Below are 21,725 nucleotides of genomic sequence, written 5' to 3' on the forward strand. Positions count from 1 at the left end.
AGTGCACTCCAGCTCGTAGCGTCGGATTCATGACCACCGCACAGCACAAGATCGGTTCGGGCTTCGGCGCCACCACCACGGCCGCCGAAGCCGTCGCAGGCGTCGACCTCACCGGGAAGCTCGCCGTCGTCACCGGCGGGTACTCCGGGATCGGCCTCGAAACCACCCGCGCGCTGACCGGCGCCGGCGCCCACGTCGTCGTCCCGGCCCGCCGCCGCGAGACCGCCGGGGAGGCGCTCGCCGGGATCGGGAACGTCGAGGTCGACGAGCTGGACCTGGGCGACCTCGAGAGCGTCCGCGCGTTCGCCGACCGGTTCCTGGCGACCGGGCGGCGGATCGACCTGCTCATCGCCAACGCGGGCATCATGGCCTGCCCCGAGACCCGCGTCGGGCCGGGCTGGGAAGCCCAGTTCGCCACCAACCACCTCGGCCACTTCGCGCTGGTCAACCGGCTGTGGCCGGCGGTCGCCGAGGGCGCCCGCGTGGTCTCGCTGTCCTCGCGCGGTCACCACTACTCGCCGATCCGCTGGGACGACGTCCAGTTCGAGCACGGCTACGAGAAGTGGCAGGCCTACGGCCAGGCGAAGACGGCGAACGTGCTCTTCGCCGTCCAGCTCGACCAGCTGGGCGCGGAGAAGGACGTCCACGCGTTCGCGCTGCACCCCGGCGGCATCATGACGCCGCTGCAGCGGCACCTGCCGCGGGAGGAGATGATCGAACGCGGCTGGATCGACGAGGCCGGGAACGTCCTGATGCAGTTCAAGACGCCCGAGCAGGGCGCCGCGACCACGGTCTGGGCCGCCACCTCGCCCCAGCTGGCCGGGCTCGGCGGGCTGTACCTGGAGGACTGCGACGTCGCCGAGCTCGCGCCGGAGGACGCCGAGGGCCTCGCCGCCTCGGGTGTCCGCCGGTACGCCGTCGACCGCGAGCAGGCCGCGCGCCTGTGGACGCTGTCGGCCCAGCTCACCGGCGTGGACGCGTTCGCGCGGCCCTGACTGTCACGCCGGCGGGCCCCCGGACGATACTTTCTTCGTGATCTTCCGACGTTTGCCGTCCACCGTGCCGGGGTACCTGGCGCCCGTGGCCGACGAAGCCGGGAGAACGGGGCGCCCGCCGACTGACGACGGGGCGGAGGTCACCCGTGGCCGTTACGCGATGGGGGAATTCACCATCACCCCGCGCAGCGCTCTCGACGACGAGCGGCCGCCGGGCCTGCTGGGCGGCCGCTACGAAGTCGGCAGGCTGATCGGCAGCGGCGGCACCGCCCGCGTCTACCGGGCCTACGACGTGCGGCTGACCCGCGAGGTCGCCGTCAAGATCTACGACCGCGACGCGGTGGCGCTCGACCAGCGGCGCCGGCTGCGCGAGTTGACCATCCAGGGCAGCATCAGCCACCCGGGCGTGGTGGCGCTGCTGGACAGCGGCACCGAGAACGGCCGGACGTACCTGGTGATGCAGCTCGTCGAGGGCGAGAACCTCGCCGAGCGCCTGCTGGGCGGCCCGATGCCGGCCGCGGACGTGACGGCGCTGGCCGACGGGCTCGCCGAGGCACTGGCGCACGTCCACGCGCAGCGGATCGTGCACCGCGACCTGAAGCCGGCCAACGTGTTCCTGTCCGCGGACGGTCCGCTGATCGGCGACTTCGGCATCGCCCACGCCCTCGACACCACCCACATCACCGGTACCGGCCTGATCCCGGGCACGGCGGCGTACCTGGCGCCGGAACAGGTGTCGGGCGAGCCGGCCGGCCCGCCGGCGGACGTGTACGCGCTGGGCTTGATCCTGCTGGAATGCCTGACGGGCCAACGGGAGTATCCGGGCACCATGGTCGAGGCGGCCATGGCGCGGCTGACGCGACCGCCGCGGATCCCGGACGACGCACCGGCGACGCTGGCGTACACGCTGCGCCGGATGACGCAGCGCGAACCCGCCGACCGGCCGACGGCCGCGAAGGTCCTGGACATGCTGCACGCGCCGCCGCCGACGTTGCCGTGGAGCAGAACGCAGCGCAGTCCGCGCTGGCGCCGCCGCGCGGTCCCGGTGGCGGGCGCTGCGGGAGGCGACCTGGCATCGGCTGCCGGTTCAGCGGGACACGCGACCACCCTTGGCCCGGCTGGCGGCGACCCGGCGTCGGGTGCCGGTTCAGCGGGGCAGGCGACCGCCCTCGGCCCAGCGGGCGACCCGGCGTCGGTTGCGGGGCACGCGAGCGCCCTCGGCCCGGCCGGCGGCGACCTGGCATCGGCTGCCGGTTCAGCGGGGCACGCGAGCGCACTCAGCCCAACTGGCGGCGACCTGGCATCGGCTGCCGGTTCAGCGGGGCACGCGACCACCCTCGGCCCAGCTGGCGACCCGGCGTCGGTTGCGGGGCACGCGAGCACCCTCGGCCCAGCTGGCGGCGACCCGGCGTCGGTTGCGGGCCACGCGACCGCCCTCGGCCCAGCTCCCGCGGCGGGCGACGCCCCGGCAACGGTCGCCGGTTCCGCACAGCACGACACGACCGCCCTCAGCCCCGCTCGCGGCGCGCTGATCCCCGCCCCGGCGGTCGGCGCGCCCCTGGTTCCCAGCCCCACCCGCCGAGGCGCAGCCGTCGCTTCTTCCCCGGCCGAGAACCCGAACCGCCGCCGGTGGGCCGCCGCGGCCGGGCTGACGGCCGCCGCCGTGGCCGCCGCGGCCGCCATGGTGCTGTTCGAGCAGGAAAGCGGGACCGGTTCCCCCGCTCAGCCCGCGGTGAACCCGCCCGCCGCTTCCGCCACGCCCGCGTCGTCCACCCCGCTCGCCGACAGCGGCACCGCGCCGCACTCCGGTTCCGATTCGCGGCCGGGCACCGGCGGGCCGGAGCCGCTCGAACCCGCCGCCGTCACCCACGAGAACCCGGCCACGACCGCGCAGCCGCCCGCCGCCGGGCCGCCGTCCCAGGCCGGGCAGCCGCCGAAACAGGACAAGCCGCCGAAGACCGATCCGCCCGGCAAGACCAAGGGCAAGGGTCCCGGCCACGACTCCTGAGCGGGACCTCCGGCGCGCGGATCCGGGCCGAACGGCCCTGGTGCGGAAAACGGCCGGGAATGGCGGGTAATTCGATTTCGTGAATTGGGACTCGAACCAATAACGACAGGTAACCGGGAGCCGGTCCGGCCCGACTGACTCCACGGTGCCGCCGCCGGGAATCCCCTCCCGGCTGGTTCGACGAACATTCCCGGAGGTCTGGATGAGTGTCCACGCTGCCCTCGCGCGGCCGGTTTTCCGCACACCGAGCGGCCGGCACGCCAAGCCCCGTCCCGCGTGGCCGCGGGTCGCCGGGCGGGCAGTCTTCCTGCTCTCCGCCCTGTTCTGCGTCGCCGCGGTGGCCGGCTTCGGGTGGCCGCCCGTGCTGCTGGTCGTGCCCGCCGCCGCAGTGGTGCTGCTCGTCGCGGCCGTGGCGAAACTGCGGGCCGCGAGCCGGAAGATCGACACGATCTTCGCCGAAGAACTGTCGGAGGAGTCCGGGGATCCGGTCGATCAAGCGAGCGCGTAGCTCGCGATACTCGTCCCATGGAGTTCTTCTGCTACCACCGCGACCGCCCGGGGTCCTCGGCGCTGCGGCAGCGCACGCTGGAGGCGCACTGGTCCTACATGGACACCTACGCGGACCGGATGATCGCCCGCGGCCCGACCCTGGACAGCGACGGCACCCCCACCGGCAGCGTGCACGTCCTCGACCTGCCGGACCCGGCCGCCGCCCGTGCGTTCGCCTTCGACGAGCCCACCTACCAGGCCGGCGGCTACCGGGACGTCCTGCTGCGCCGGTGGCGCAACACCCTCGGGACCACCATGTGGGACTCCCCCGGCGAGCCGTCGGGCTACCTGGTCCTCGGCCTCGCCGAAGGGCCGCCCGCCGACGCCGGACGCCCGGACGGGCACGACCTGATCGCCTACGGTCCGCTCCTGTCCGACGACGGCAACACCTGGCTCGGCACGGCCGCGCTGACCAGGGCGGCCACCCCCGGCGCGGCCCGCAGCCTCCTCACGCAAGGCCGGTACGCCGCCATCGAGGTTCACTCCTGGCGGTTCGGCGGGCGGGTCACCGCAAGTCCAGCCACATGATGCGCAGCCCGACGTCGCCCGCGGACGGGTGGCGGAACGCGCCGGGCGCCGTTCCGAGCGTCACGAACCCCAGGCTCTCGTACAGGCGGATCGCGGCCACGTTCACCTCGACCACCGCGTTGAACTGGATGGCCGCGAACCCGCTCCGCCGGGCCCACTCGATCAGGTCCGTCGTCAGCGCCCGCCCGACTCCCGTGCCCCGCGCCTCCTTCGCGACCATCAGGCTGCCGGAGGCCACGTGGCTGCCGGGTCCCGGCCGGTTGGCGTACATGTTGGCCGTCCCGGTCACGCGGTCGCCGTCGAGGGCGACGACCACCCGGGCCGGTGGGTCGCGCAGCCACGTCTCCCGCGCCTCGCGCTCGGTCATCGCCGGGTCGTAGGGGAACGTCCGCTGCTCGGTGACGACGTCGTGGATGATCGGCCAGATCGCGGGCCAGTCGTCGCCGCGGGCTTCGCGGATCACCGGGTCACCGCCGCGCAGAGTTCCGGCACGGCTTCCCCGATGTCTTCCCGCAGCACGAAATCGGCGTCCTCGTCGTACGGGGTCGGGTCGCGGTTGACGACGACCAGCGTCGCTCCGGCCTGCACGGCGACCGTGCACAGCGACGCCGCCGGCTCCACCTGCAGCGTGCTGCCGATGGCCAGGAACAGCTCGCTCGCCGCCGCGATGCTCCTGGCCCGCCCGAGGACTTCGGCGTCCAGCAACTGTCCGAAGAGGACGACGTCGGGCTTGAGGATCCCGCCGCAGCGAGGGCACGCCGGGTCGTCCTGGCCGACCGCGAGGATCTCCGTGGTCGGGAAACCGGCCGCGCAGCCGGTGCAGCGCGTGGTGTGCATGCTGCCGTGCAGTTCGAGGACCTTCCGCGCGGCGAGCCCGGCCCGCTGGTGGAGGCCGTCGACGTTCTGGGTGAGCACGCGGACGGCGAGCCCCGCGCCGTCGAGTTCCGCCAGCGCCCGGTGGGCCGCGTTGGGTTCGGCGCGCCAAGCGGCGTGCTCCGCGTAGCTGCGCCAGAATTCGCGGCGCACGGCGGCGTCGGCCATGAAGTTCTCGAGCGTGAAGGCGTTGACGGCGCTGGGCGTGCGCGTCCACACCCCTTCGGGACCGCGGTAGTCGGGGATCCCGGAGGCGGTGGAAATCCCCGCCCCGGTCAGCGCGGCGACGCGCCGGGCGCCGCGGATCCGGTCGATGAGCTTGCCGTCCATGGTGCCGAAGGCTAACGGCACCGCGATCCTCGCACGACCGGTTTACCGCTGCAGCCGCAACGCCAGTGCCGGGCACGCCGCGGCCGCGCGCCGGGCCTCGGTCACCAGTTCCGCCGGCACCTCGCCCGGCGCCACCACCGGGTAGCCCCATTCGTCGAGGCGCACGAGCTCCGGCAGCAGGTCCGCGCACAAGCCGTGCGCGCGGCACCCGATCGGGTCCACCGTCACCTTCACGCCACACCCACCGGGACCCGGCACCGGCCGCCGGCCTGGTGCGCGCGGACGTCGGCGTCGAACACCTGCAGGGCGCTCGCCGCGAGCCGGGCCGCGCCGTCCGGGTGGGCGCACGCGCCGCGGCCGGTGAGCAGCGGGAGGCGGCGGGCCAGCCGGGCCGTCGCCGGGCCGCCGTGGACCAGCTCCGCGAAGTCCGCCGCGATCGACGGCAGGCCGAACGTGCACGGGCCGCACTGCCGGGCCGACTCGGCCGCCAGGAACGCCAGCACCTTCGCCGTGTACTCCAGCCCGCAGGCACGCGCCGGGAGTGCGTAGACCGCCGCGAGCCCGGTCAGGCCACCGCCGAGGTCCGCGGTCCACGTTCCGCCGGCGAGCACCGCCGGCACCGGTTCCGCTTCGCCGCCCGCCGCGGCCAGCACGCCGGCCAGGGACGTCCCGGGGGCCACCTCGACGACGCCGGGCCGCCGGACCGCGCCGGTCACCGTGACCAGTTCGGTCCGGGACGCGCGATAGTGGTGCGGGCCCAGGAGAACCACCGACGCCAGCTGCGCCAGGGTCTCCACATTGGACACCAGGGTCGGCCGCCCGCGCACGCCGCGTTCGGCGGGCCGGGGCCGCTTGCCCAGCGGCCGCGCGTCGCCCGACGTCAGGTACCGGACGAGCGCGGTCTCCTCGCTGGCGACGTACCGGCGCGGCACCTCCGCGATCCGCACCGGCACCCGGTCTTCGCGCTCGGCGAGCGCGGCGGCCACGCTCGGCAGCGCCGGGCTGCCCGCGTGCACGCAGAGGACGGCCTCGGCGGCACCGGTCGCGTGCGCGGCGAGCTGCAGGCCGTCGAGCACGAGGTGCGGCGAAAGCGTCAGCAGGACAACGTCTTTCCGGCTGAGCGGGTCGCCTTCACACCCGTTCGCGACGACGATCGAGCGGTTCGAGCAGGCCGCGCGCAGCTTCACCGCCGTCGGGAACCCGCCTCCACCGCGGCCGCGCAGGTCCGCCGCCTCGACGGCGGCGATCAGCCGGTCGCGGCCGTCGTCGCCGTGGTAGGCGACCCACGGCACGACGCCGTTGCGACGCCGGTGGCCGGCCAGGTCGAGCCGGTGCGGGGGCAGGATGCTCATCGGAGGCCTCCCAGGGCAGCGAACTTGCGGGCGCGGGTGGCGCGGTAGCCGGCGGAACCGAGCACGGCCAGCACGCAGAGGACGTCGAGCGCGACGATCCAGCCGAAGGCGGCGTCGTTTTCGGCCATGCCGAAGCCGTGCACCAGCGCGACCGGCCAGCAGAAGTAGGCCAGCCAGTGCACCGCCCGCCAAGCCCGCGCGGGGAGGCGGGTGCGCACGAGACTGGTGACGACGATGGCGATCAGCAGGTCGATCGCGACGGCGCCGAGCCCCACCCACAGCGGCTGGTAACCGGCGCCGAACGGGACGACGACGTCGAGCCAGCCGAGCGGGACGTACCCGTCGAGGATCGCCGACGCGATGTGCGCGGCGAGGAAGGCCAGGCTGGTCAGCGCGAGGTTCCGGTGCACGGCGGCGACGGCGAACCGAGGCCATTCGCGCGTGGCGAACCGGCCGGCGCCGAGCGCGCCGAGGACGACGACGCCGGTGAAGAGCACCAGCGAAACGAGCCCGCTCGCGCGGCTGAAGTACCACACGGCGGAGCTCATGCCGCCTGCCGTTCCGCGGGCCACCCGGACGTCGTGACGACGTCGCCGTCGACGCCGACGAGCCGCGCGGGGAGGTGCCTTCGCTCGAGCCAGCCGGGTGCGTCCGCGCCGAGGACGATCGCCGCGGTGCTCGCGGTGTTGGCGTCCACAGTGGACTTCGCGGCGACGGTGACGGTGCGCCAGTGCGTGGCGGCGACGTCGCCAGTGCGCGGATCGACGATGTGGTGCACGGTCCGGCCGCGGTGCCGCCAGCGCCGCCGGACGGTGCCGGAGGTCGCGAGCGCGCCGTCACGCTGGAGGGCGACGGTGGTGTCCGGCCGGGCGACGGCCTCGGTGTGGTCGTCGCCGAGCGCGATCTGCCAGCCGCCGGCGGGAGCGGGCCCGGCGGCGCGCAGATCCCCGCCCAGGTTCACCAGGACGCCGCAGCCGACGGTGCCGTGGATCCGCCGGGCAGCCCGGTCGGCGGCGAGGGCCTTGGCGGTCGCGCCGAGGTCGAGGTGGACACCCCGCGGGAGGACGACGAGCCGCTGGGCGGCATCGAAGAGAACCCGATGCCAGCCAGGCACAGCACTCGCCCCCGGTCGTGAGTGAGAAACAGTGTTAGAACACTGTTTCTCACTCACGAGCCGTTGCGCGACCGAAGCGAAGTCGCGGTCGTAGCCCAGTGCCCGCACCGCCGTCCCGACCGTCGGGTCGACCAGGCCGTCCGTCAGCCGGGCCGCCCGCAACGCCACCCCCAGCGCTTCCGCCAGCAACGGCCCCACCCGGACCTGCCGCCCGGCCGTCTCGTGCAGCCGCGAAATCTCCGAGTCGGACCGGAACCGGCTACAGGCCGCGTCGATCGCGGCCAGCTCCTCGCGCAGGACCGCGAGGGCCTCCCCCAGCCGGGTGGGATCCGTGACGACCAGCTCGGCCGTCGTGCCCAGGGCCGGGAACGCCGTGGTCACGACGCACCCGAGCCGGTGTGGGCGTGCCCGGATCCGCTGCTCAAGCCGCTGTCCGGCGCCTGCAGGCCGTCCGAGGAGCCGGTCGGGTCGGTGGCCGTCGAATCCGAGGTGGAGGTGGTGGCCGAAGCGGTCGAGAGGCCGAAGCCGATGGCGCCGACCGCGGCCGCGCCCAGTACCGCGGCGGCCGCCGTGGCCAGTGCGGCCTTGCGGCGTCCGTGCTCGCGGCGGGCGGGTCCGGCCGGGGTAGTGGGTTCCATGGCACCGAGTGTCGGCGCCGTTCCTTTGAACGAGCTGGGAACGGCCTGTCAAAGCCCTGGCGCCCCCGACCAAAGGAGGTTGACACCGGAAAGCCATTCACCCACTCTTTCCGTTGTCCGCCGGAGGTTTCCTGGTGTTCACGCGCCGGACCACAGCACCTCACGAACCGGTCCCCTGCCGTGGGCACCATGAGGCGCCCACCCCCTCAGTGCTGGAGGACCCATGATCCGCAAGCGGATCTTCGCCGCGTTCGCCGCGGCCTCCCTGGTCACCGCCGGTGCGGTCACCGCGGCCGTCGTGACCGGACCGGACGCACCCGCCGCCGTCCGGCCGGCCGCCGCGGTCGTGCCGTCGTTCGACCACATCGTCCTGGTGATGTTCGAGAACAAGAAGTACTCCTCGATCAACGGCAGCTCCAGCGCGCCCTACTTCAACACCCTCGCCTCGCAGAGCGCGAAGTTCACGAGCTCCTACGCGATCACCCACCCGAGCCAGCCCAACTACGTCGCCCTCTTCTCCGGCGCGACGCAGGGCGTCACCGACGACAGCTGCCCGGCCAACCTCGGCGCGAAGGCCAACCTCGGCCGTCAGCTGCTCGACGCGGGCAAGACCTTCAAGGGCTACTCCGAAGCCATGCCCTCGGACGGCTACACCGGCTGCTCCAGCGGCACCTACCGCCGCAAGCACAACAGCTGGGTCGACTTCTCGAACGTCCCGGCCGCGAGCAACGTCCGGTTCTCGAGCTTCCCGTCCGACTTCACCCAGCTGCCGACCGTTTCCTTCGTCACGCCGGACATGTGCAACGACATGCACGACTGCAGCATCGGCACCGGCGACACCTGGCTGAAGCAGAACCTCGACGCCTACGCCCAGTGGGCCAAGACGCACAACAGCCTGCTGATCACGACGTTCGACGAAGACAGCAACACGTCGGTCAACCAGATCTTCACGAGCTTCACCGGCGCGCACGTCAAGGTCGGCAGCTACAGCGAAACGATCAACCACTACACCGTGCTGCGCACCATCGAGGCGTCCTACGGCCTGCCCGGCATCGGCAACGCCGCGAGCAAGTCGCCGATCCTCGACGTCTGGCAGTAACCGCGTGTACCTGTCCACCATCGGCCGCCGGGAGCATGCTGGGACGGTGTCCCGGCGCAAGCTCTCGGCGGTCGGCGCGAACGTCTTCGCGCTGGGCGCCGTCAGCCTGGTCACCGACGTCTCCTCGGAGATGGTCACCGCGGTCCTGCCCGTGTACCTCGTCCTCGGCCTGCACCTGAGCCCGGCCGCGTACGGCCTGGTCGACGGCCTCTACACCGGCGCGACGGCGTTGCTGCGGATCGTCGGCGGGTACGTCGCCGACCGGATCCGGCGGCGCAAGGTCGTGGCCGGCGCCGGCTACGCGCTGTCCGCGGTGGCGAAGCTCGGCCTGCTCGCCGCGGGGGCGTCGGCGGCCGCGATCGGCGCGGTGATCACCCTCGACCGCACGGGCAAGGGCCTGCGGACCGCGCCGCGTGACGCCTTGATCACGTTGTCGGCGCCCGAACCGCTGCTCGGGCGCGCTTTCGGTGTGCACCGCGCGATGGACAGCGTGGGCGCGTTCGCCGGGCCGCTGGTCGCGCTCGCCGTGCTGGCCGCCGTCGGGGCCACCGATCCCGAGGCGTTCGACGCCGTGTTCGTCGTCAGCTTCTGCATCGCCGCGATCGGGGTGCTGCTGCTGGTGCTGTTCGTCCGCGACCGCCGGACGCCGAAAGCGGCCGCGACACCGGTTTCGCCGCGGGCGGCGGCCGCGTTGCTGCGCGGCAGCGGCGTGCGGCGGCTGTTGGTGGCCGCCTGCGTGCTCGGGTTGGCCACGGTCGGCGACGGGTTCGTCTACCTGCTGCTGCAGCACAAGGAGGACATCGCCACCGGCTGGTTCCCGCTGCTCGCGGTCGGCACGAACCTCGGCTACCTGCTGCTCGCCGCGCCGCTGGGCGCGCTCGCCGACCGGATCGGGCGGCTGCCGGTGGTGCTCGGCGGGTACGGCGCCCTCGCGCTGGTCTACCTGCTGCTGGCCGGCCCGGTGTCCGGGTGGCCGCTCATCGCGCTCTCGCCGGCGTTGTACGGCACGTTCTACGCGGCGACCGACGGCGTGCTCATGGCCCTGGCCGGCCCGCTGCTGCCGGAATCGTTGCGCACCACCGGGATTTCGCTCGTCCAGACCGCGCAGGCGCTCGCCTACTTCACCTCGTCCGTCCTGTTCGGACTCGCCTGGCAGTTCTGGGGTGCGGACCTCGCGATCGCCGTGGCCGCGGGTGGCGCGGTGGTCGCGATCGCCGTGACGTTCACCGTGCTGCGGAAGGCGACGGCGTGAAGACCCGGATCATCGTCGCGGTCGTCGGCGTGCTCGTGCTGGCCGGGGCCGCGATCGCGTACGTCGGGTTCGCGAGCGCGCGCAGCCACGACGTCACCGCGACCGGCGCGGTCAGCCTCGCCCCCGGCCCGCGGCTGCTGTTCCGCAGCACCGCCGACGCCGACCGCGGGCACGTCGCCACGGTGTCCGCCGCCGAGCCCGGCGGACCGCGGACGGTGTCGCCGCTGTCGTGCGCGCGGGTGTACGCCGCCGGCGGCACCGGGCTGTGCCTGCGCCAGGACGGCGACCTGACCACCTACCAGCTGGCGGTGCTCGACTCCGGCCTCGGAGTGCAGCGCGAGATCCCGCTGGTCGGACTGCCGAACCGGGCGCGGGTGTCGGCGAGCGGCCGGATGCTCGCGTGGACGGTTTTCGTCACCGGCGACTCCTACAACGGCGGCATGTTCTCCACCCGCGCCGGCATCCTCGACACGGCGACCGGCGACCTCGCGGGCACGCTGGAGGACTACGCGGTGACCCTCGACGGCCGGCCGTACCAGGCCGCGGACCTCAACTTCTGGGGCGTGACGTTCACCGGCGACGACCGCCACTTCTACGCGACGATGTCGACGGCCGGCCGTCGTTACCTGGTCGCGGGCGACTTCACCGCGCACACGATCCGCACCCTGCGCGAGAACGTCGAATGCCCGTCGCTGTCCCCGGACGGAACCCGGGTGGCGTTCAAGTCCGCTGTGGACGGCGACCCAGCCCGCGGCTGGCGGCTGTCGGTGCTGGACCTGGCGGCGTCGAAGGTGACGCCGTTGGCGGAGACCCGCAGCGTCGACGACCAGCCCGCCTGGCTCGACGACCACACGATCGGTTACGGCCTCCCCCGCGGCCCGGGCCACGCGGACGTCTGGTCGGCCCCGGCGGACGGCTCGGGCCCGCCCCGGCTGCTGATCCCGGACGCCGAGTCGCCGGCCGCGCTGCAGCCGTGATCGCGGTACAGCCTCGGCGGCCCGATTGACCGCTGCCACCCAGGCCCCAACACGGCGGCCTACCGACTGTCTCGCCGGGCCGGACGGTCGAAACGGCCTCACCGTCTGGCCGATCGCATGACGCCCGGAGTACCTGGTCGAGGTGTTCACGAGCGAGTCACGCCACTGCTCGGCCAGGGAAGATGCCACGACCTCCCTGGTCAGCGCGGCGCCTTGCGTCACCGGGCTACTAGCGCGTACGTGATTACTCCCGACTTGCTCACCGCCATAGCCGCATTGCTCGGCCCGTTCTCCGGCGTCCTGGCCGGCCTGTTCTCCGCCCGCCGTGCCGTGCGTAACGCGCGCAGCGCCGGTGAGCGACAGGCACTGGCGGCACTCCACACCGGATACCAGAACCTGCTCCGCGAGCGTGCCGCCTACACCCGCGACTTGCTCGACGAACTCACCTCGGTCAACCGCGATCTTGCCGCGCTGCGCCGGGAAAACGCGGAACTACTCGGAGAGATCCGCGCCCTGCGCGGCAACGGCCCCGAACGTCGCGGCTAATCCAGCTTGCGCAGACCGTCGAGGATGCGGCGCATCAGGTCCGTGTCCGGGGGTGCGAACGCGAACCGCGGGGCCGGGAATCCGACGGTCACCGGGGCCGGCGGTGGGAGGATGCCCGCCACCCGGCACGGCAGGCGGGTCGGGGCCGGTTCGCGGCGGGTCTGGGCCGGGATCGGCAACGTCGGCAGGGCGACCGTGCCCGCGTCGGCCAGCTTCCGCGCGGCCACCTCGCGGCGGAGGCGCGACTGGATGCCGGCCACGGTGAAGTCCGGTTCCGGGTCGGGGACGGCCGGGGGACGCCCCGGCCGCCGGCGTTCCAGGCTGATCGCCCAGGCCGCCGCGGCGAAGGCAGGCAGCAGCAGCCCGGCGACGATCGCGAGGCCCGGCAGGTCGACGGCCATCAGGCGGCCCCGGGCACAGGTAGGAGCATGACGTTCACTTCCGGACGGACGATTCTTCCGCAGCATGGCCGACACCTGGATATTCGACATCAACGAATTTCGCGAACCCCGAAGACCATCATGAATGACGGCCACCGCTCCCGCAAGCGGCCGAACGGGGTCGACCGTCCGGACGGTGAAACTGCAGCTCAGCGGGTATGCGCGGCGGGTACACCGCGCCCCTCACCCACTAATACGGCTGCTGGTTCGATCCGGTTCACCGCAATTTACGTCCATTCACAACTTCAGCGCCGGTCAGCCCAATGCGCACGACCGCGCCAGTTCCGCCGGGGTCGCTCCGGCCGGGCGGGCGATCGTCGCCGAGGCCGGCGGACGCACCCCGCGCAGCCAGCCGGCGAGGGCGTCGAACGCCGTCCGGAAGCACGGGCCGAGGGGGCGCAGGCGGTCCGGGAAGGCGTCGACGAGCCCGTCGACGTGGTTGCCGCCCTCGATGCGGTAGTACCGGTGCAGTGCCCCGCGTCCCGAATCGCGGATCATCCGGTCGTAGACGTCGGAGTCGCGGGTGATCGGCAGGAGCGTGTCGAGCGTGCCGTGGAGGGTCAGCAGCGGCTTGCCGATCCGCCCGGTCAGCGAGATCCGCTCCACCGCGCGCGTCACGGACGGCGGCCGGGACGCGTACTCGTAGTCGGCGTCACAGGCCGGCGTTCCCGAAGCGCAGAACGGGGTCCCGGCCTCCAGGGCACCGTCGAACGCGGGATCGACTTCTTCACGGTAGATCCGCTGGGTCAGGTCCCAGTAGACGCGGTAGTGGTAGTCCCACAGGAACTCCGACCCGGGCGCGAACCCGGCGTCCAAAATGGACTGGTGGGCGGCCTCCGACCCGGCCGCGTAGGCCGGGTACGCCCGCAGCGCCGGCGGCAGGAACGTGAGCAGGTTCGGCCCGTCGGGCCGCCACAGCGTCCCCTCCCAGTCGACCCCGCCGTCGTAGAGCCACGGCCGGTTCTCCAGCTGCCACCGCACCAGGTACCCGCCGTTGGACAGCCCGGCGGCGAGGGTCTTCGTGACCGGGCGGCCGTAGTGCCGGGCCGCCGCGGACCGGGCGGCGAGCGTCAGCTGCGTGACGCGCGAATTCCACTCGGCCAGCGCGTCGCCCGGCCGGACGCCGTCGGTGAAGAAGGCCGCGCCGGTGTTGCCCTTGTCGGTCGCGGCGAACGCGTAGCCCCCCGCGAGCGCCTGGTCACCGATCGCGCGGTCGTTCGCGTACTGGCGCCGGACGCCGGGCGAGCCGGAGACGACCAGGCCGCCGTTCCACCGGTCCGGCAGGCGCAGCACGAACTGGGCGTCGTGGTTCCAGCCGTGGTTGGTGTTCGCCGTCGAGGAATCCGGGAAGTAGCCGTCGACCTGGACGCCGGGCACCGCGCCGAACGTGGGCAGCCCCGCCGACGTCAGCCCGGCCCAGTCCGCCTCGACGGTGTGCCCGGACGCGAGCGTGCCGGTCGTCGTCAGGTCGTCCAGGCACGCGGCCACCGACAGCTGGGCGCCGGGCACCCGCACCGAGCAGCCCCCGGCCGAAGCCGAAGCCGACGCCGGCGCGGGCAGCGCCGCCGCGAGCGCGCCCGCCAGAACCCAAGCCAGCCAACCCCGCACGGTTCACCTCCGGTCTCGACTGTCCCCAAGCCAAGCGCGTGCCGCGCCCGCGAGCCATCCCGCCGGTCACCATGATGCGGCGAGCCGTTGTGGTGGACGGCCACATGGTCTCGGCCGCGAAGCCGTCTTAGCGTCGCTGAAACCCCTCTCAACGACGAGAAGGAACTGACATGCGCAAGCTCGCCTTCGCGGGACTCGCCGCGATCACCGCGGCCGTGCTCACCACCGTCGGGGTGGCGGCCGCCGACCCGCCGCCGTCGTCCCTGGTCCAGGTGCCGGATTTCGGCGCCAACCCCGGCAACCTGGCGATGTACACCTACACCCCCGCCGGGCTCGGGACCGGCCGTCCGGTGGTCGTCGCCCTGCACGGCTGCACGCAGAGCGCCGCGGACTACCACGCCCATTCCGGCTGGCCCGAGCTGGCCGACCGGTGGCGGTTCGAGGTGGTGTTCCCGCAGACGTCGACGGCGAACAACTCGCTGAAGTGCTTCACCTGGTTCGACCCCGCCGACGACACGCGCGGGAAGGGCGAAGCCGCGTCGATCAAGTCCATGGTGGACAAGGCGGTCGCCGACCACGGCTCCGACCGCTCCCGGGTGTTCGTGACCGGCTTGTCGGCCGGCGGCGGGATGGCGGCCGACCTGCTCGCCGCCTACCCGGACGTCTTCGCAGGCGGCGGCATCGACGCCGGGCTGCCCGCGCAGTGCGCCACCAGCATCACGCAGGCCTCGAGCTGCCAGCAGAACGACCAGCGCCTGACACCGGCGCAGTGGGCGTCGAAGGTCAAGGCGCAGTACCCCGGCTACGGCGGGCCCTGGCCGCGGGTGGCGATCTGGCAGGGCACCGGCGACTACACCGTCTACCCGGTCAACGGAACCGAGCTGCGCGACCAGTGGACCGCGGTGCACGGCGTGTCCCAGACGCCGACGAGCACGCAGTCCCTGCCCGGCGGCACGACGCTGACGACGTACGCGGACAAGGTCCAGCTGTACTCGATCGCCGGGATGGGCCACGGCACCGCGGTCGACCCCGGAAGCGGCCCGGCGCAGTGCGGCAGCACGGGCGCGTACTTCCTGGCCGGGATCTGCTCCAGTTACTACACGGGCGTGTTCTTCGGCCTGGACAACGGATCGGGCACCACCACCCCGCCGCCACCCACGACGACGACCACCACCACCGCTCCGGCCGGCACTTGCGTGAGCGCCAGCAACTACGCCCACACCCAGGCGGGCCGCGCGCACCAGAGCGCCGGGCAGACTTACGCGAACGGTTCGAACCAGGCCATGGGGCTGTGGAACACCTTCACCGTCCACGCGCTGAGGGAGACGTCTCCGGGGTACTGGGTCCTCGCCGACGGGCAGTGCTAGACGGGTAGAGCCAGCGGAAGATCGGCCACGGCGTCATGAATGACTCATTCCTGGCCGCGGACGCCAGGAATGAGTCATTCACTGCGCCCCGGCGGAGTCAGCGCGGCGACGCGAGCCGGTGCAACCGCAGGGCCAGCTGGATTTCCAGGGCTCGGTCCGGCGCCTGCCAGTCCTCCCCCAGCAGCGACGCCACCCGCTCCAGCCGCTGCACCACCGTGTTCACGTGGACGTGCAGCACGTCCTTCGTCCGCGCCAGCTGCGAGCCGTTCGCGAAGTACGCCCGCAGCGTCGCCACCAGCTCGGTGCCTCGGCGCGAGTCGTAGTCCAGCACCGGTCCGAGCGTCTGGCGGACGAACGCGTCCAGGTCCGCGCGGTCGCCGAGGAGCTGGCCGAGGAAGCCGAGCCCGGCCATGGCCGCGCCTTCGCCCGTGCGGCCGAGCGCCAGCAACGCCCGGACGCAGCGCGCCGCCTCCGCGTGGGCGTCCGCGATCGCCGACGGGCCGCTCGCCGGGCCCGCCGCGCCCACCGTGACCGGGCGGCCGGTCGCGGAACCGAGGTCGGCCGCGACGCGGCGGGCCAGCTCGTCCGGGTCGCCGGTCGCGAGCAGCACGACTTCCTCCGCGTGCACCCCGACCAGCGTCGCGTGCCGGGCCGCCGCGCTCGCCACCCGGCGGCGGGAGCCGCCGTCCGCGTGGGCGACCAGGACCGCGTGCGGGGCCGACAGGTCGATCCCGAGCCGTCGGCCGCGGGCCAGCAGCGCCCGCGGGTTGCGGTCGGGCGCGGTGAGCAGGTCGGTCAGCAGCTCGCCGCGGACCTCGTCCTCGGCGCGCACCACGGACCGCCGCAGCATCAGCAGCAACGCCGTCACGACGCCGGCGCGTTCGAACAGCCGCCGGTCGGGATCGCCGAGGCCCGCGCGACCGGCCAGCACCAGGCTGCCGAGGAGTTCCGGGCCGGCCTGGACCGCGCACACCCAGTTGTCCTTTGTGGACACCGCGCGCCCGGTGGTGCGGGCCGCGGCGAGCGCGTCCGGGTCGAGCGGCACCGGGGCCGCCGAACTCGCCAGGAGCGTGCCGTCGGCGTCGTAGACGGTGAGGTCTCCGTGCAGCACGGCGGCGACCGCGTCGGCGACGTCCGGCAGGTCGCCCCCGCGCAGGACGAGGTCGGTCAGCCGGTCGTGGGCGTCCTCGGCGCGTTCCATCGTCGCGTTGGCCTCGTTGAGCTCCGCGACCGCGCGGCGGGTCTGGTCGAGCAGGTTCGCGCTGTCCAGGGCGATCGCGGCGTGGTCGGCCAGCGACGACAGCAGCGCCACCTCGTCCGCGGAGAACTCCCGGGTGGCCCGGTCGGACGCGAAGAGCACGCCCAGCACCTTCGGGCCGATCGCCAGCGGGACGCCGAGGATCGCGGTCAGGCCCTCGTCTTCGACGCCGGAGTCGATGTGCCGCGTGTGCTTGAACCGGTCGTCGTTGAAGTAGTCCGACGTCGCGTACGGCCGCGCGGTCTGCGCGACCAGCCCGCCCAGGCCCTCGCCCATCCCGAGCACGATCTGCTGGAACTCCGCCGACACCGAGCCGTCGCTGACCCGGATGTAGGTCTTGCCCTCGGCCTCGTTGTTGAGGCTGAGGTAGGAGACGTCGACGCCGAGCAGCGCCCGCGCCCGCCGGACGATCGAGCGCAGCACGGTGTCCGGATCGGACAGTGCGGCGAGCTCGCTCGCGGTCTCGAACAGCGCGGTGAGCTGGGCCTCGCGCCGCCGGTGCTCGGCCAGCGTCTCGCGGATCCGCAGGGCGAGCTCGCCCGCGCTGGCCAGCGCGGCCAGGTCGGCCGCGTCGAGGGCGCCCTCGGCGCGGGCGGCCACGACGACGTGCGCCAGCTGCTCGGTGCTCGCCCCGGAGGCGAGCAGGTCGAGCAGCCGGCGCAGCGCGTCCGAGGGTGCGGTCACGGCCGTCATGTTAGGGCGAAACGGCCGCCTTCTCGGCCTCGACGTCGTCGTGCAGCGATTCGCCGCGGGTCTCGCGGGCGGCAAGCAGCGCGATCGTCGTGATCAGGCACATCGCCGCGACGTACAGCGACACCGGCACGGTGCTGTGCCAGGCCGAGAACAGCGCGACGGCGATCAGCGGCGCGACGGCCCCGGCGGCGATCGACGACAGCTGCCCGCCGACGGAAAGGCCGGTGTAGCGCACCCGGGTCGGGAACTGCTCGGCGAAGAAAGCGGCCTGCGGGCCGTACATCGCGCCGTGCAGCACCAGCCCGATGGTCGCGGCCAGCACGATCACCGCCGACGACTTCGTGTCCAGCAGCATGAAAAACGCGAAGCCCCACACGGCCATCCCGATCGCGCCGAACAGGTAGACCGGACGACGGCCGACGCGGTCGGACTGCGCACCCCACACCGGGATGGTCACGAAGTGCACGGCCGAGCCGATGAGCACGGCGGTCAGGCCGACGCCCTTCGGCAGGTGCAGCCCGGTCGTGACGTACACCAGGATGAACGCGGTGATCACGTAGTACGAGACGTTCTCCGCCATCCGGGCGCCGATGGTGATCAGCACCTGCCGCCAGCTGTTGCGGAAGACGTCGACGACCGGGACGTGCTTGTCGGCGCGCGCCTCGGCCTGGCGCTGCGCGGCGAGGAACACCGGCGACTCGGCGACGGCCAGCCGGATCCACAGCCCGATCAGCAGCAGCACCCCGGAGAGCAGGAACGGGACGCGCCAGCCCCACGACATGAACGTGGCATCGGACTGCGTGGCCGACAGGACGGCCAGCACGGCGGTGGCCAGCAGGTTCCCGCCGGGCGCGCCGCACTGCGGCCAGCTCGCCCAGAACCCGCGGCGGCGGTCGTCACCGTGTTCGGAGACGATCAGGACGGCCCCGCCCCATTCCCCGCCGAGCGCGAAGCCCTGCACGAGCCGCAGCAGCGTGAGGAGCAGAGGGGCCGCGACACCGGCGGTCGCGTACGTCGGCAGGACACCCATCAGGCAGGTCGAGCCGCCCATCAGCACGAGGCTGACGACCAGCAGTTTCTTGCGGCCGAGCCGGTCGCCGAAGTGGCCGAAGACCAGCCCGCCGATCGGGCGGGCCAGGAACCCGACGGCGTAGGTCAGGAACGCCAGCAGCGTGCCGGTGAGCGGGTCCGCCGTCGGGAAGAACAGCTTGTTGAAGACGAGGGCGGCGGCCGAGGTGTAGAGGAAGAAGTCGTACCACTCGATGGTGGTGCCGATCAGGCTCGCGCCGACGATCTTGGCGATCGCCGACCGATGGGGTTGGCTCACTGCGGGCTCCACTTCCTTGTGGTTGTGCGGGCGGTTAAGCGGCGGTCCAACCGCCATCGAGGGGAACTGAGGCCCCGGTGACGTGACCGGCGTGCGGCGAGCACAGCCACACCACCAGGGAAGCGACGTCTTCGGGTTCGATGAGCTTCTTGATCGCGGCCCGCTTGAGGAGCACTTCGGAGACGACGTCCTCACGCGGGATGTCGTGCTCGGCGGCCTGGGCGTCGATCTGCCCGTCGACGAGCGGGGTGCGCACGTAACCCGGGTTCACGCAGTTGCTGGTGACGCCGTGCTCAGCGCCTTCGAGCGCGGCGACCTTGGACAGGCCTTCGAGCCCGTGCTTGGCGGCGACGTACGCGGACTTGTAGGCGGAGGCGCGCAGCCCGTGGACGCTCGACATGTTGACGATCCGCCCCCACCCCCGGGCGTACATGGCCGGAAGCGTGTGCCGGACGAGCAGGAAGGGAGCGGTAACCATCAGGGTCTGGATCCGCGTGAAGACCTCCGGCGGGAAGTCTTCGAGGGGCGCGACGTGCTGGATCCCGGCGTTGTTGACCAGGATGTCGACCTCGGCGGGGAGACCGGCGACGGAGGAGGGATCGGTGAGGTCGGCGACGTGCGCCCACCCGCCGACCTCGGCGGCGGCGGCTTCGGTGCGGCGCTCGTCGATGTCGACGACGTGCACCTTGGCCCCGGCCGCGGCGAGGGCGCGGACGCAGGCGAGGCCGATACCGCCGGCACCGCCGGTGACGAGGGCGGTGCGCCCGTCCAGATCGCTGGTCATGGACGGGAACGGTAAGCGTGACCCCGGTCGCTAGCTATGTGTGCGGCAACTACACCTTCGGAAGATCCAGTGTGGTCGGGCGACACAGTGCGGAGAGTAAGGCTTCCCACGATCGGGTGGAGATTTCGAGGGTGCCGCCGGAGCGGTCCTTGGTGTCGCGGATTTTTGCCGCAGGTCCCAGCGCCACTTCGACGCAGTTGATGTCTTCGGAATAGCGGGAAGTCCGCCACTCACTCATCCGGCCCTCCGAGTTCGGCGATCACCTCCCTGATCAGCGCGCAGCTGTCCTGCTCGCTGAGGGCGAGGGCCGCTAAGTTCTTCGCCGCCGCCTTGTAGTCGGCGACCTGATCCTCAGCGTAGAGGTATCCGGTCGCCTGGTACTGCTCCAGGAACACGATCGGCGGCAGCTGCGGAAAGTCCAAAATCACGAAAGGCCCGGAAAGTCCGGGCTGGTAGCTCGAACTGCCGCGGAACACCTGCGCGCTGACGTTCCGCCGCCGCATCAGGCCGAGCATGAACCGCAACTGTTCGACCATCACCGAAGGCTCGATGAAGGGCGGCCGCAGCACCGCCTCGCCGATGACCACGTGCAAAAAAGTCGCCCTCGGCCCACTGAGCAAGTCGCGACGCACCTGCCGGAGCAAGAGCAGCTTTTCGAGCTCATCACCGGAAACGCCGAGGTCGCCCAGCACCCTCCGGGCATAGGCGGGCGTCTGAAGCAGCCCGGGAACCAGCACCGGTTCCCACCCGAACAGCTCGCTCGCCTCCCGCTCGTACTGGACATAGACCTGGTTCTTCGAGGACGTGAGCCAACTGGTCTCGTGGGCGGTCCGAGCCAGGTCCAGCAACCTCGCCCGCTCCCCCGGCTCCACCACGAGGAACCCCAAGAGCAGCGCCACCTGCTCCACCTTGGGAATCCGCTTTCCGTACTCCCAATTGGACAGTTCCTGCGCATGCACGCCGATCTTCCGGGCCAGCTGCCGCACACCGAGGTTCTTTGCCTCGCGGCAGGTGCGCAGCCCGAACCCGAGCGCTCTCGCCCGGGGTGTCGCGAAGGGTGTTGCCATGACCGCATTGTGTCATCGGGGCCCGACATTTCCGCTGCCCCGCCCGTCGGCTGGTGTCGCGGATCCGCGTCAGTTTCGCTGCTGGTCATGGACCCGGACCACGCACTCCTGACCCGTCTTCGCGACCTCGCCGAAACGCTCCCCGGCGACGTCACCTGGCTGACCGGCCCGCCCCTGCGCGCCGACGGCCTGCGCGACCTCGGCGAGCGCCTGAGCTGTCTCGGCGCGGACCTGATCAGCCGCGCGGGCGTCCTCGACGAGATCGCCGCCGCCCGGCTGCCTTCCCACGGCTGGATCCCCGAGTGCGGGCCGGAACCGCGTCGCCGGCTCAGCCACTACGTCGGCCGCGGCGAGGTGCGGCTCGGCCTCATCTACTTCGCGAGCTGCGGCGCGGGTTGCTTCCCCTTCTACGGCACCGATCCCGCGGGCAAGACCGCGCGGCACGAGCGGTGCGAGAAGTGCGTCAAAGAGGCGTACCGGCTCATGAGCGTTCCGCCAGCACCGCGAGATAGTGCACGTTCGTCATGATCCCGAGGACGTTGCCGAACGGGTCGACGACCGAGGCCGTCACGAAACCCGGCCCGCGTTCGATGATCGGCTCGTACTCCTGCGCGCCCAGCTCCAGCAGGCGGGCGAAGGTCGCTTCGAGGTCGTCGACGTGCCAGCGGACGATCTCGCCGCCCGGCTCGGTGTGCGTGAAGGGGGCGTACGTGCGGTCGATGATCCCGAGTTCGTGCCGGTAGTCGCCGATCCGGAACTCGAAGTACCCCGGGACCTCGTAGTACGGCGCCATCCCGAGGAACTCCGTGTACCAGGCCTTCGCGGCCTCGTGGTCTTCGGCGTAGTAGGTGACGGTGGCCATTCCTCGCAGCATGTCCTGCTCCTCTCCAGCGGTGTGGAGCCATCATGCGGCGGAAAAG

At 72.6% G+C, this 21,725-nt stretch carries 25 protein-coding genes; 10 read left to right on the forward strand and 15 right to left on the reverse strand.

Annotated features, from left to right (window positions below):
- Nucleotides 1–29 precede the first annotated feature (29 nt).
- The 4 genes from ACFPLC_RS43710 to ACFPLC_RS43725 all read left to right on the forward strand — a co-directional run bounded on the left by ACFPLC_RS43710 (nt 30) and on the right by ACFPLC_RS43725 (nt 4,080).
- Nucleotides 30–995 carry an SDR family NAD(P)-dependent oxidoreductase gene (locus ACFPLC_RS43710; RefSeq protein WP_378192157.1) on the forward strand — a complete coding sequence of 322 codons (966 nt, stop codon included), beginning with the start codon at nt 30–32 and terminating at the stop codon, nt 993–995.
- 37 nt (nt 996–1,032) lie between these two features.
- On the forward strand, nt 1,033–3,003 hold the full coding sequence (locus ACFPLC_RS43715) for a serine/threonine-protein kinase (protein WP_378236192.1): 1,971 nt from the start codon (nt 1,033–1,035) through the stop codon (nt 3,001–3,003).
- Nucleotides 3,004–3,205: 202 nt separating this feature from the next.
- The gene (locus ACFPLC_RS43720; RefSeq protein ID WP_378192161.1) at nt 3,206–3,511 is read left to right on the forward strand and encodes a hypothetical protein; all 306 of its coding nucleotides are present in this window, start codon (nt 3,206–3,208) and stop codon (nt 3,509–3,511) included.
- Nucleotides 3,512–3,528: 17 nt separating this feature from the next.
- A complete protein-coding gene (locus ACFPLC_RS43725) occupies nt 3,529–4,080 on the forward strand; it encodes a YciI family protein (protein WP_378192163.1) in 552 nt (183 codons plus the stop codon).
- Here the strand turns inward: ACFPLC_RS43725 and ACFPLC_RS43730 are convergent.
- Genes ACFPLC_RS43730 through ACFPLC_RS43760 form a run of 7 tightly spaced genes read right to left on the reverse strand, consistent with a single transcriptional unit; the run spans nt 4,058 to nt 8,387 of the window.
- Nucleotides 4,058–4,543, reverse strand: a complete 486-nt coding sequence (locus tag ACFPLC_RS43730) for a GNAT family N-acetyltransferase (RefSeq protein ID WP_378192165.1) — start codon at nt 4,541–4,543, stop codon at nt 4,058–4,060. The two genes, ACFPLC_RS43725 and ACFPLC_RS43730, sit on opposite strands and share 23 nt — an antisense overlap.
- Nucleotides 4,540–5,283: an SIR2 family NAD-dependent protein deacylase gene (locus ACFPLC_RS43735; protein WP_378192167.1), complete on the reverse strand. Its 744-nt coding sequence runs from the start codon at nt 5,281–5,283 to the stop codon at nt 4,540–4,542. The genes ACFPLC_RS43730 and ACFPLC_RS43735 overlap by 4 nt, the downstream gene beginning before the upstream one ends.
- A gap of 42 nt (nt 5,284–5,325) precedes the next feature.
- Nucleotides 5,326–5,517, reverse strand: coding sequence for a ferredoxin (locus ACFPLC_RS43740; protein ID WP_378192169.1), 192 nt, complete (start codon nt 5,515–5,517; stop codon nt 5,326–5,328).
- Nucleotides 5,514–6,635, reverse strand: a complete 1,122-nt coding sequence (locus ACFPLC_RS43745; protein WP_378192171.1) for an NADH-ubiquinone oxidoreductase-F iron-sulfur binding region domain-containing protein — start codon at nt 6,633–6,635, stop codon at nt 5,514–5,516. The genes ACFPLC_RS43740 and ACFPLC_RS43745 overlap by 4 nt, the downstream gene beginning before the upstream one ends.
- Nucleotides 6,632–7,183: a ferric reductase-like transmembrane domain-containing protein gene (locus ACFPLC_RS43750; RefSeq protein ID WP_378192173.1), complete on the reverse strand. Its 552-nt coding sequence runs from the start codon at nt 7,181–7,183 to the stop codon at nt 6,632–6,634. The genes ACFPLC_RS43745 and ACFPLC_RS43750 overlap by 4 nt, the downstream gene beginning before the upstream one ends.
- Entirely contained in the window at nt 7,180–8,130 is a 951-nt protein-coding gene (locus tag ACFPLC_RS43755) for an FAD:protein FMN transferase (protein WP_378192175.1), read from the reverse strand. The genes ACFPLC_RS43750 and ACFPLC_RS43755 overlap by 4 nt, the downstream gene beginning before the upstream one ends.
- Nucleotides 8,127–8,387, reverse strand: a complete 261-nt coding sequence (locus tag ACFPLC_RS43760) for a hypothetical protein (protein WP_378192177.1) — start codon at nt 8,385–8,387, stop codon at nt 8,127–8,129. Before ACFPLC_RS43760 ends, ACFPLC_RS43755 begins: the two co-directional genes overlap by 4 nt.
- A 223-nt stretch (nt 8,388–8,610) precedes the next feature.
- Between ACFPLC_RS43760 and ACFPLC_RS43765 the strand changes: the two genes are divergently transcribed.
- The 4 genes from ACFPLC_RS43765 to ACFPLC_RS43780 all read left to right on the forward strand — a co-directional run bounded on the left by ACFPLC_RS43765 (nt 8,611) and on the right by ACFPLC_RS43780 (nt 12,261).
- Nucleotides 8,611–9,486, forward strand: a complete 876-nt coding sequence (locus tag ACFPLC_RS43765) for an alkaline phosphatase family protein (protein WP_378192179.1) — start codon at nt 8,611–8,613, stop codon at nt 9,484–9,486.
- Nucleotides 9,487–9,490: 4 nt separating this feature from the next.
- On the forward strand, nt 9,491–10,738 hold the full coding sequence (locus ACFPLC_RS43770; protein WP_378192181.1) for an MFS transporter: 1,248 nt from the start codon (nt 9,491–9,493) through the stop codon (nt 10,736–10,738).
- Nucleotides 10,735–11,715, forward strand: coding sequence for a TolB family protein (locus ACFPLC_RS43775; protein WP_378192183.1), 981 nt, complete (start codon nt 10,735–10,737; stop codon nt 11,713–11,715). The genes ACFPLC_RS43770 and ACFPLC_RS43775 overlap by 4 nt, the downstream gene beginning before the upstream one ends.
- Before the next feature lie 255 nt (nt 11,716–11,970).
- Nucleotides 11,971–12,261, forward strand: a complete 291-nt coding sequence (locus ACFPLC_RS43780; RefSeq protein WP_378236193.1) for a hypothetical protein — start codon at nt 11,971–11,973, stop codon at nt 12,259–12,261.
- On the opposite strand, the gene ACFPLC_RS43785 is transcribed toward ACFPLC_RS43780, so the two are convergent.
- On the reverse strand, nt 12,258–12,728 hold the full coding sequence (locus tag ACFPLC_RS43785; protein ID WP_378236194.1) for a hypothetical protein: 471 nt from the start codon (nt 12,726–12,728) through the stop codon (nt 12,258–12,260). The genes ACFPLC_RS43780 and ACFPLC_RS43785 overlap by 4 nt on opposite strands.
- A gap of 228 nt (nt 12,729–12,956) precedes the next feature.
- The gene (locus tag ACFPLC_RS43790) at nt 12,957–14,261 is read right to left on the reverse strand and encodes a 3-hydroxybutyrate oligomer hydrolase family protein (RefSeq protein WP_378192392.1); all 1,305 of its coding nucleotides are present in this window, start codon (nt 14,259–14,261) and stop codon (nt 12,957–12,959) included.
- 218 nt (nt 14,262–14,479) lie between these two features.
- Between ACFPLC_RS43790 and ACFPLC_RS43795 the strand changes: the two genes are divergently transcribed.
- Entirely contained in the window at nt 14,480–15,676 is a 1,197-nt protein-coding gene (locus tag ACFPLC_RS43795; RefSeq protein ID WP_378192191.1) for an extracellular catalytic domain type 1 short-chain-length polyhydroxyalkanoate depolymerase, read from the forward strand.
- A gap of 97 nt (nt 15,677–15,773) precedes the next feature.
- Here the strand turns inward: ACFPLC_RS43795 and ACFPLC_RS43800 are convergent, their stop codons facing one another.
- The 5 genes from ACFPLC_RS43800 to ACFPLC_RS43820 are packed head-to-tail and all read right to left on the reverse strand — an operon-like array spanning nt 15,774 to nt 20,805.
- A complete protein-coding gene (locus ACFPLC_RS43800) occupies nt 15,774–17,627 on the reverse strand; it encodes a helix-turn-helix domain-containing protein (RefSeq protein WP_191309627.1) in 1,854 nt (617 codons plus the stop codon).
- 1 nt (nt 17,628) lies between these two features.
- Nucleotides 17,629–18,954, reverse strand: coding sequence for an MFS transporter (locus ACFPLC_RS43805; RefSeq protein WP_378192195.1), 1,326 nt, complete (start codon nt 18,952–18,954; stop codon nt 17,629–17,631).
- A 34-nt stretch (nt 18,955–18,988) separates the two neighbouring features.
- Nucleotides 18,989–19,738 (reverse strand): 3-hydroxybutyrate dehydrogenase, encoded by a 750-nt coding sequence (locus ACFPLC_RS43810; protein ID WP_378192197.1) that lies wholly within the window; start codon nt 19,736–19,738, stop codon nt 18,989–18,991.
- 49 nt (nt 19,739–19,787) lie between these two features.
- Entirely contained in the window at nt 19,788–19,976 is a 189-nt protein-coding gene (locus ACFPLC_RS43815) for a DUF397 domain-containing protein (RefSeq protein ID WP_378192199.1), read from the reverse strand.
- On the reverse strand, nt 19,969–20,805 hold the full coding sequence (locus ACFPLC_RS43820) for a helix-turn-helix domain-containing protein (RefSeq protein WP_378192201.1): 837 nt from the start codon (nt 20,803–20,805) through the stop codon (nt 19,969–19,971). Before ACFPLC_RS43820 ends, ACFPLC_RS43815 begins: the two co-directional genes overlap by 8 nt.
- A gap of 87 nt (nt 20,806–20,892) precedes the next feature.
- Between ACFPLC_RS43820 and ACFPLC_RS43825 the strand changes: the two genes are divergently transcribed.
- Nucleotides 20,893–21,333, forward strand: a complete 441-nt coding sequence (locus ACFPLC_RS43825) for a DarP family protein (protein WP_191309618.1) — start codon at nt 20,893–20,895, stop codon at nt 21,331–21,333.
- Here the strand turns inward: ACFPLC_RS43825 and ACFPLC_RS43830 are convergent.
- Nucleotides 21,287–21,679 carry a VOC family protein gene (locus ACFPLC_RS43830; RefSeq protein WP_378192203.1) on the reverse strand — a complete coding sequence of 131 codons (393 nt, stop codon included), beginning with the start codon at nt 21,677–21,679 and terminating at the stop codon, nt 21,287–21,289. The genes ACFPLC_RS43825 and ACFPLC_RS43830 overlap by 47 nt on opposite strands.
- Nucleotides 21,680–21,725: the final 46 nt, after the last annotated feature.

Origin of the sequence: Amycolatopsis plumensis, from assembly GCF_042652605.1 — a bacterium.
Classification (GTDB): domain Bacteria; phylum Actinomycetota; class Actinomycetes; order Mycobacteriales; family Pseudonocardiaceae; genus Amycolatopsis; species Amycolatopsis plumensis.

What these genes read in the sequence shown, in the direction of transcription:
- ACFPLC_RS43710 (WP_378192157.1), top strand. Translation starts at nt 30, where the DNA reads ATGACCACCGCACAGCACAAGATCGGTTCGGGCTTCGGCGCCACCACC.
- ACFPLC_RS43815 (WP_378192199.1), bottom strand. Translation starts at nt 19,976, where the DNA reads ATGAGTGAGTGGCGGACTTCCCGCTATTCCGAAGACATCAACTGCGTC.
- ACFPLC_RS43800 (WP_191309627.1), bottom strand. Translation starts at nt 17,627, where the DNA reads ATGACGGCCGTGACCGCACCCTCGGACGCGCTGCGCCGGCTGCTCGAC.
- ACFPLC_RS43785 (WP_378236194.1), bottom strand. Translation starts at nt 12,728, where the DNA reads ATGCTGCGGAAGAATCGTCCGTCCGGAAGTGAACGTCATGCTCCTACC.
- ACFPLC_RS43725 (WP_378192163.1), top strand. Translation starts at nt 3,529, where the DNA reads ATGGAGTTCTTCTGCTACCACCGCGACCGCCCGGGGTCCTCGGCGCTG.
- ACFPLC_RS43765 (WP_378192179.1), top strand. Translation starts at nt 8,611, where the DNA reads ATGATCCGCAAGCGGATCTTCGCCGCGTTCGCCGCGGCCTCCCTGGTC.
- ACFPLC_RS43820 (WP_378192201.1), bottom strand. Translation starts at nt 20,805, where the DNA reads ATGGCAACACCCTTCGCGACACCCCGGGCGAGAGCGCTCGGGTTCGGG.
- ACFPLC_RS43825 (WP_191309618.1), top strand. Translation starts at nt 20,893, where the DNA reads ATGGACCCGGACCACGCACTCCTGACCCGTCTTCGCGACCTCGCCGAA.
- ACFPLC_RS43760 (WP_378192177.1), bottom strand. Translation starts at nt 8,387, where the DNA reads ATGGAACCCACTACCCCGGCCGGACCCGCCCGCCGCGAGCACGGACGC.
- ACFPLC_RS43810 (WP_378192197.1), bottom strand. Translation starts at nt 19,738, where the DNA reads ATGACCAGCGATCTGGACGGGCGCACCGCCCTCGTCACCGGCGGTGCC.
- ACFPLC_RS43745 (WP_378192171.1), bottom strand. Translation starts at nt 6,635, where the DNA reads ATGAGCATCCTGCCCCCGCACCGGCTCGACCTGGCCGGCCACCGGCGT.
- ACFPLC_RS43830 (WP_378192203.1), bottom strand. Translation starts at nt 21,679, where the DNA reads ATGCTGCGAGGAATGGCCACCGTCACCTACTACGCCGAAGACCACGAG.
- ACFPLC_RS43735 (WP_378192167.1), bottom strand. Translation starts at nt 5,283, where the DNA reads ATGGACGGCAAGCTCATCGACCGGATCCGCGGCGCCCGGCGCGTCGCC.
- ACFPLC_RS43795 (WP_378192191.1), top strand. Translation starts at nt 14,480, where the DNA reads ATGCGCAAGCTCGCCTTCGCGGGACTCGCCGCGATCACCGCGGCCGTG.
- ACFPLC_RS43750 (WP_378192173.1), bottom strand. Translation starts at nt 7,183, where the DNA reads ATGAGCTCCGCCGTGTGGTACTTCAGCCGCGCGAGCGGGCTCGTTTCG.
- ACFPLC_RS43720 (WP_378192161.1), top strand. Translation starts at nt 3,206, where the DNA reads ATGAGTGTCCACGCTGCCCTCGCGCGGCCGGTTTTCCGCACACCGAGC.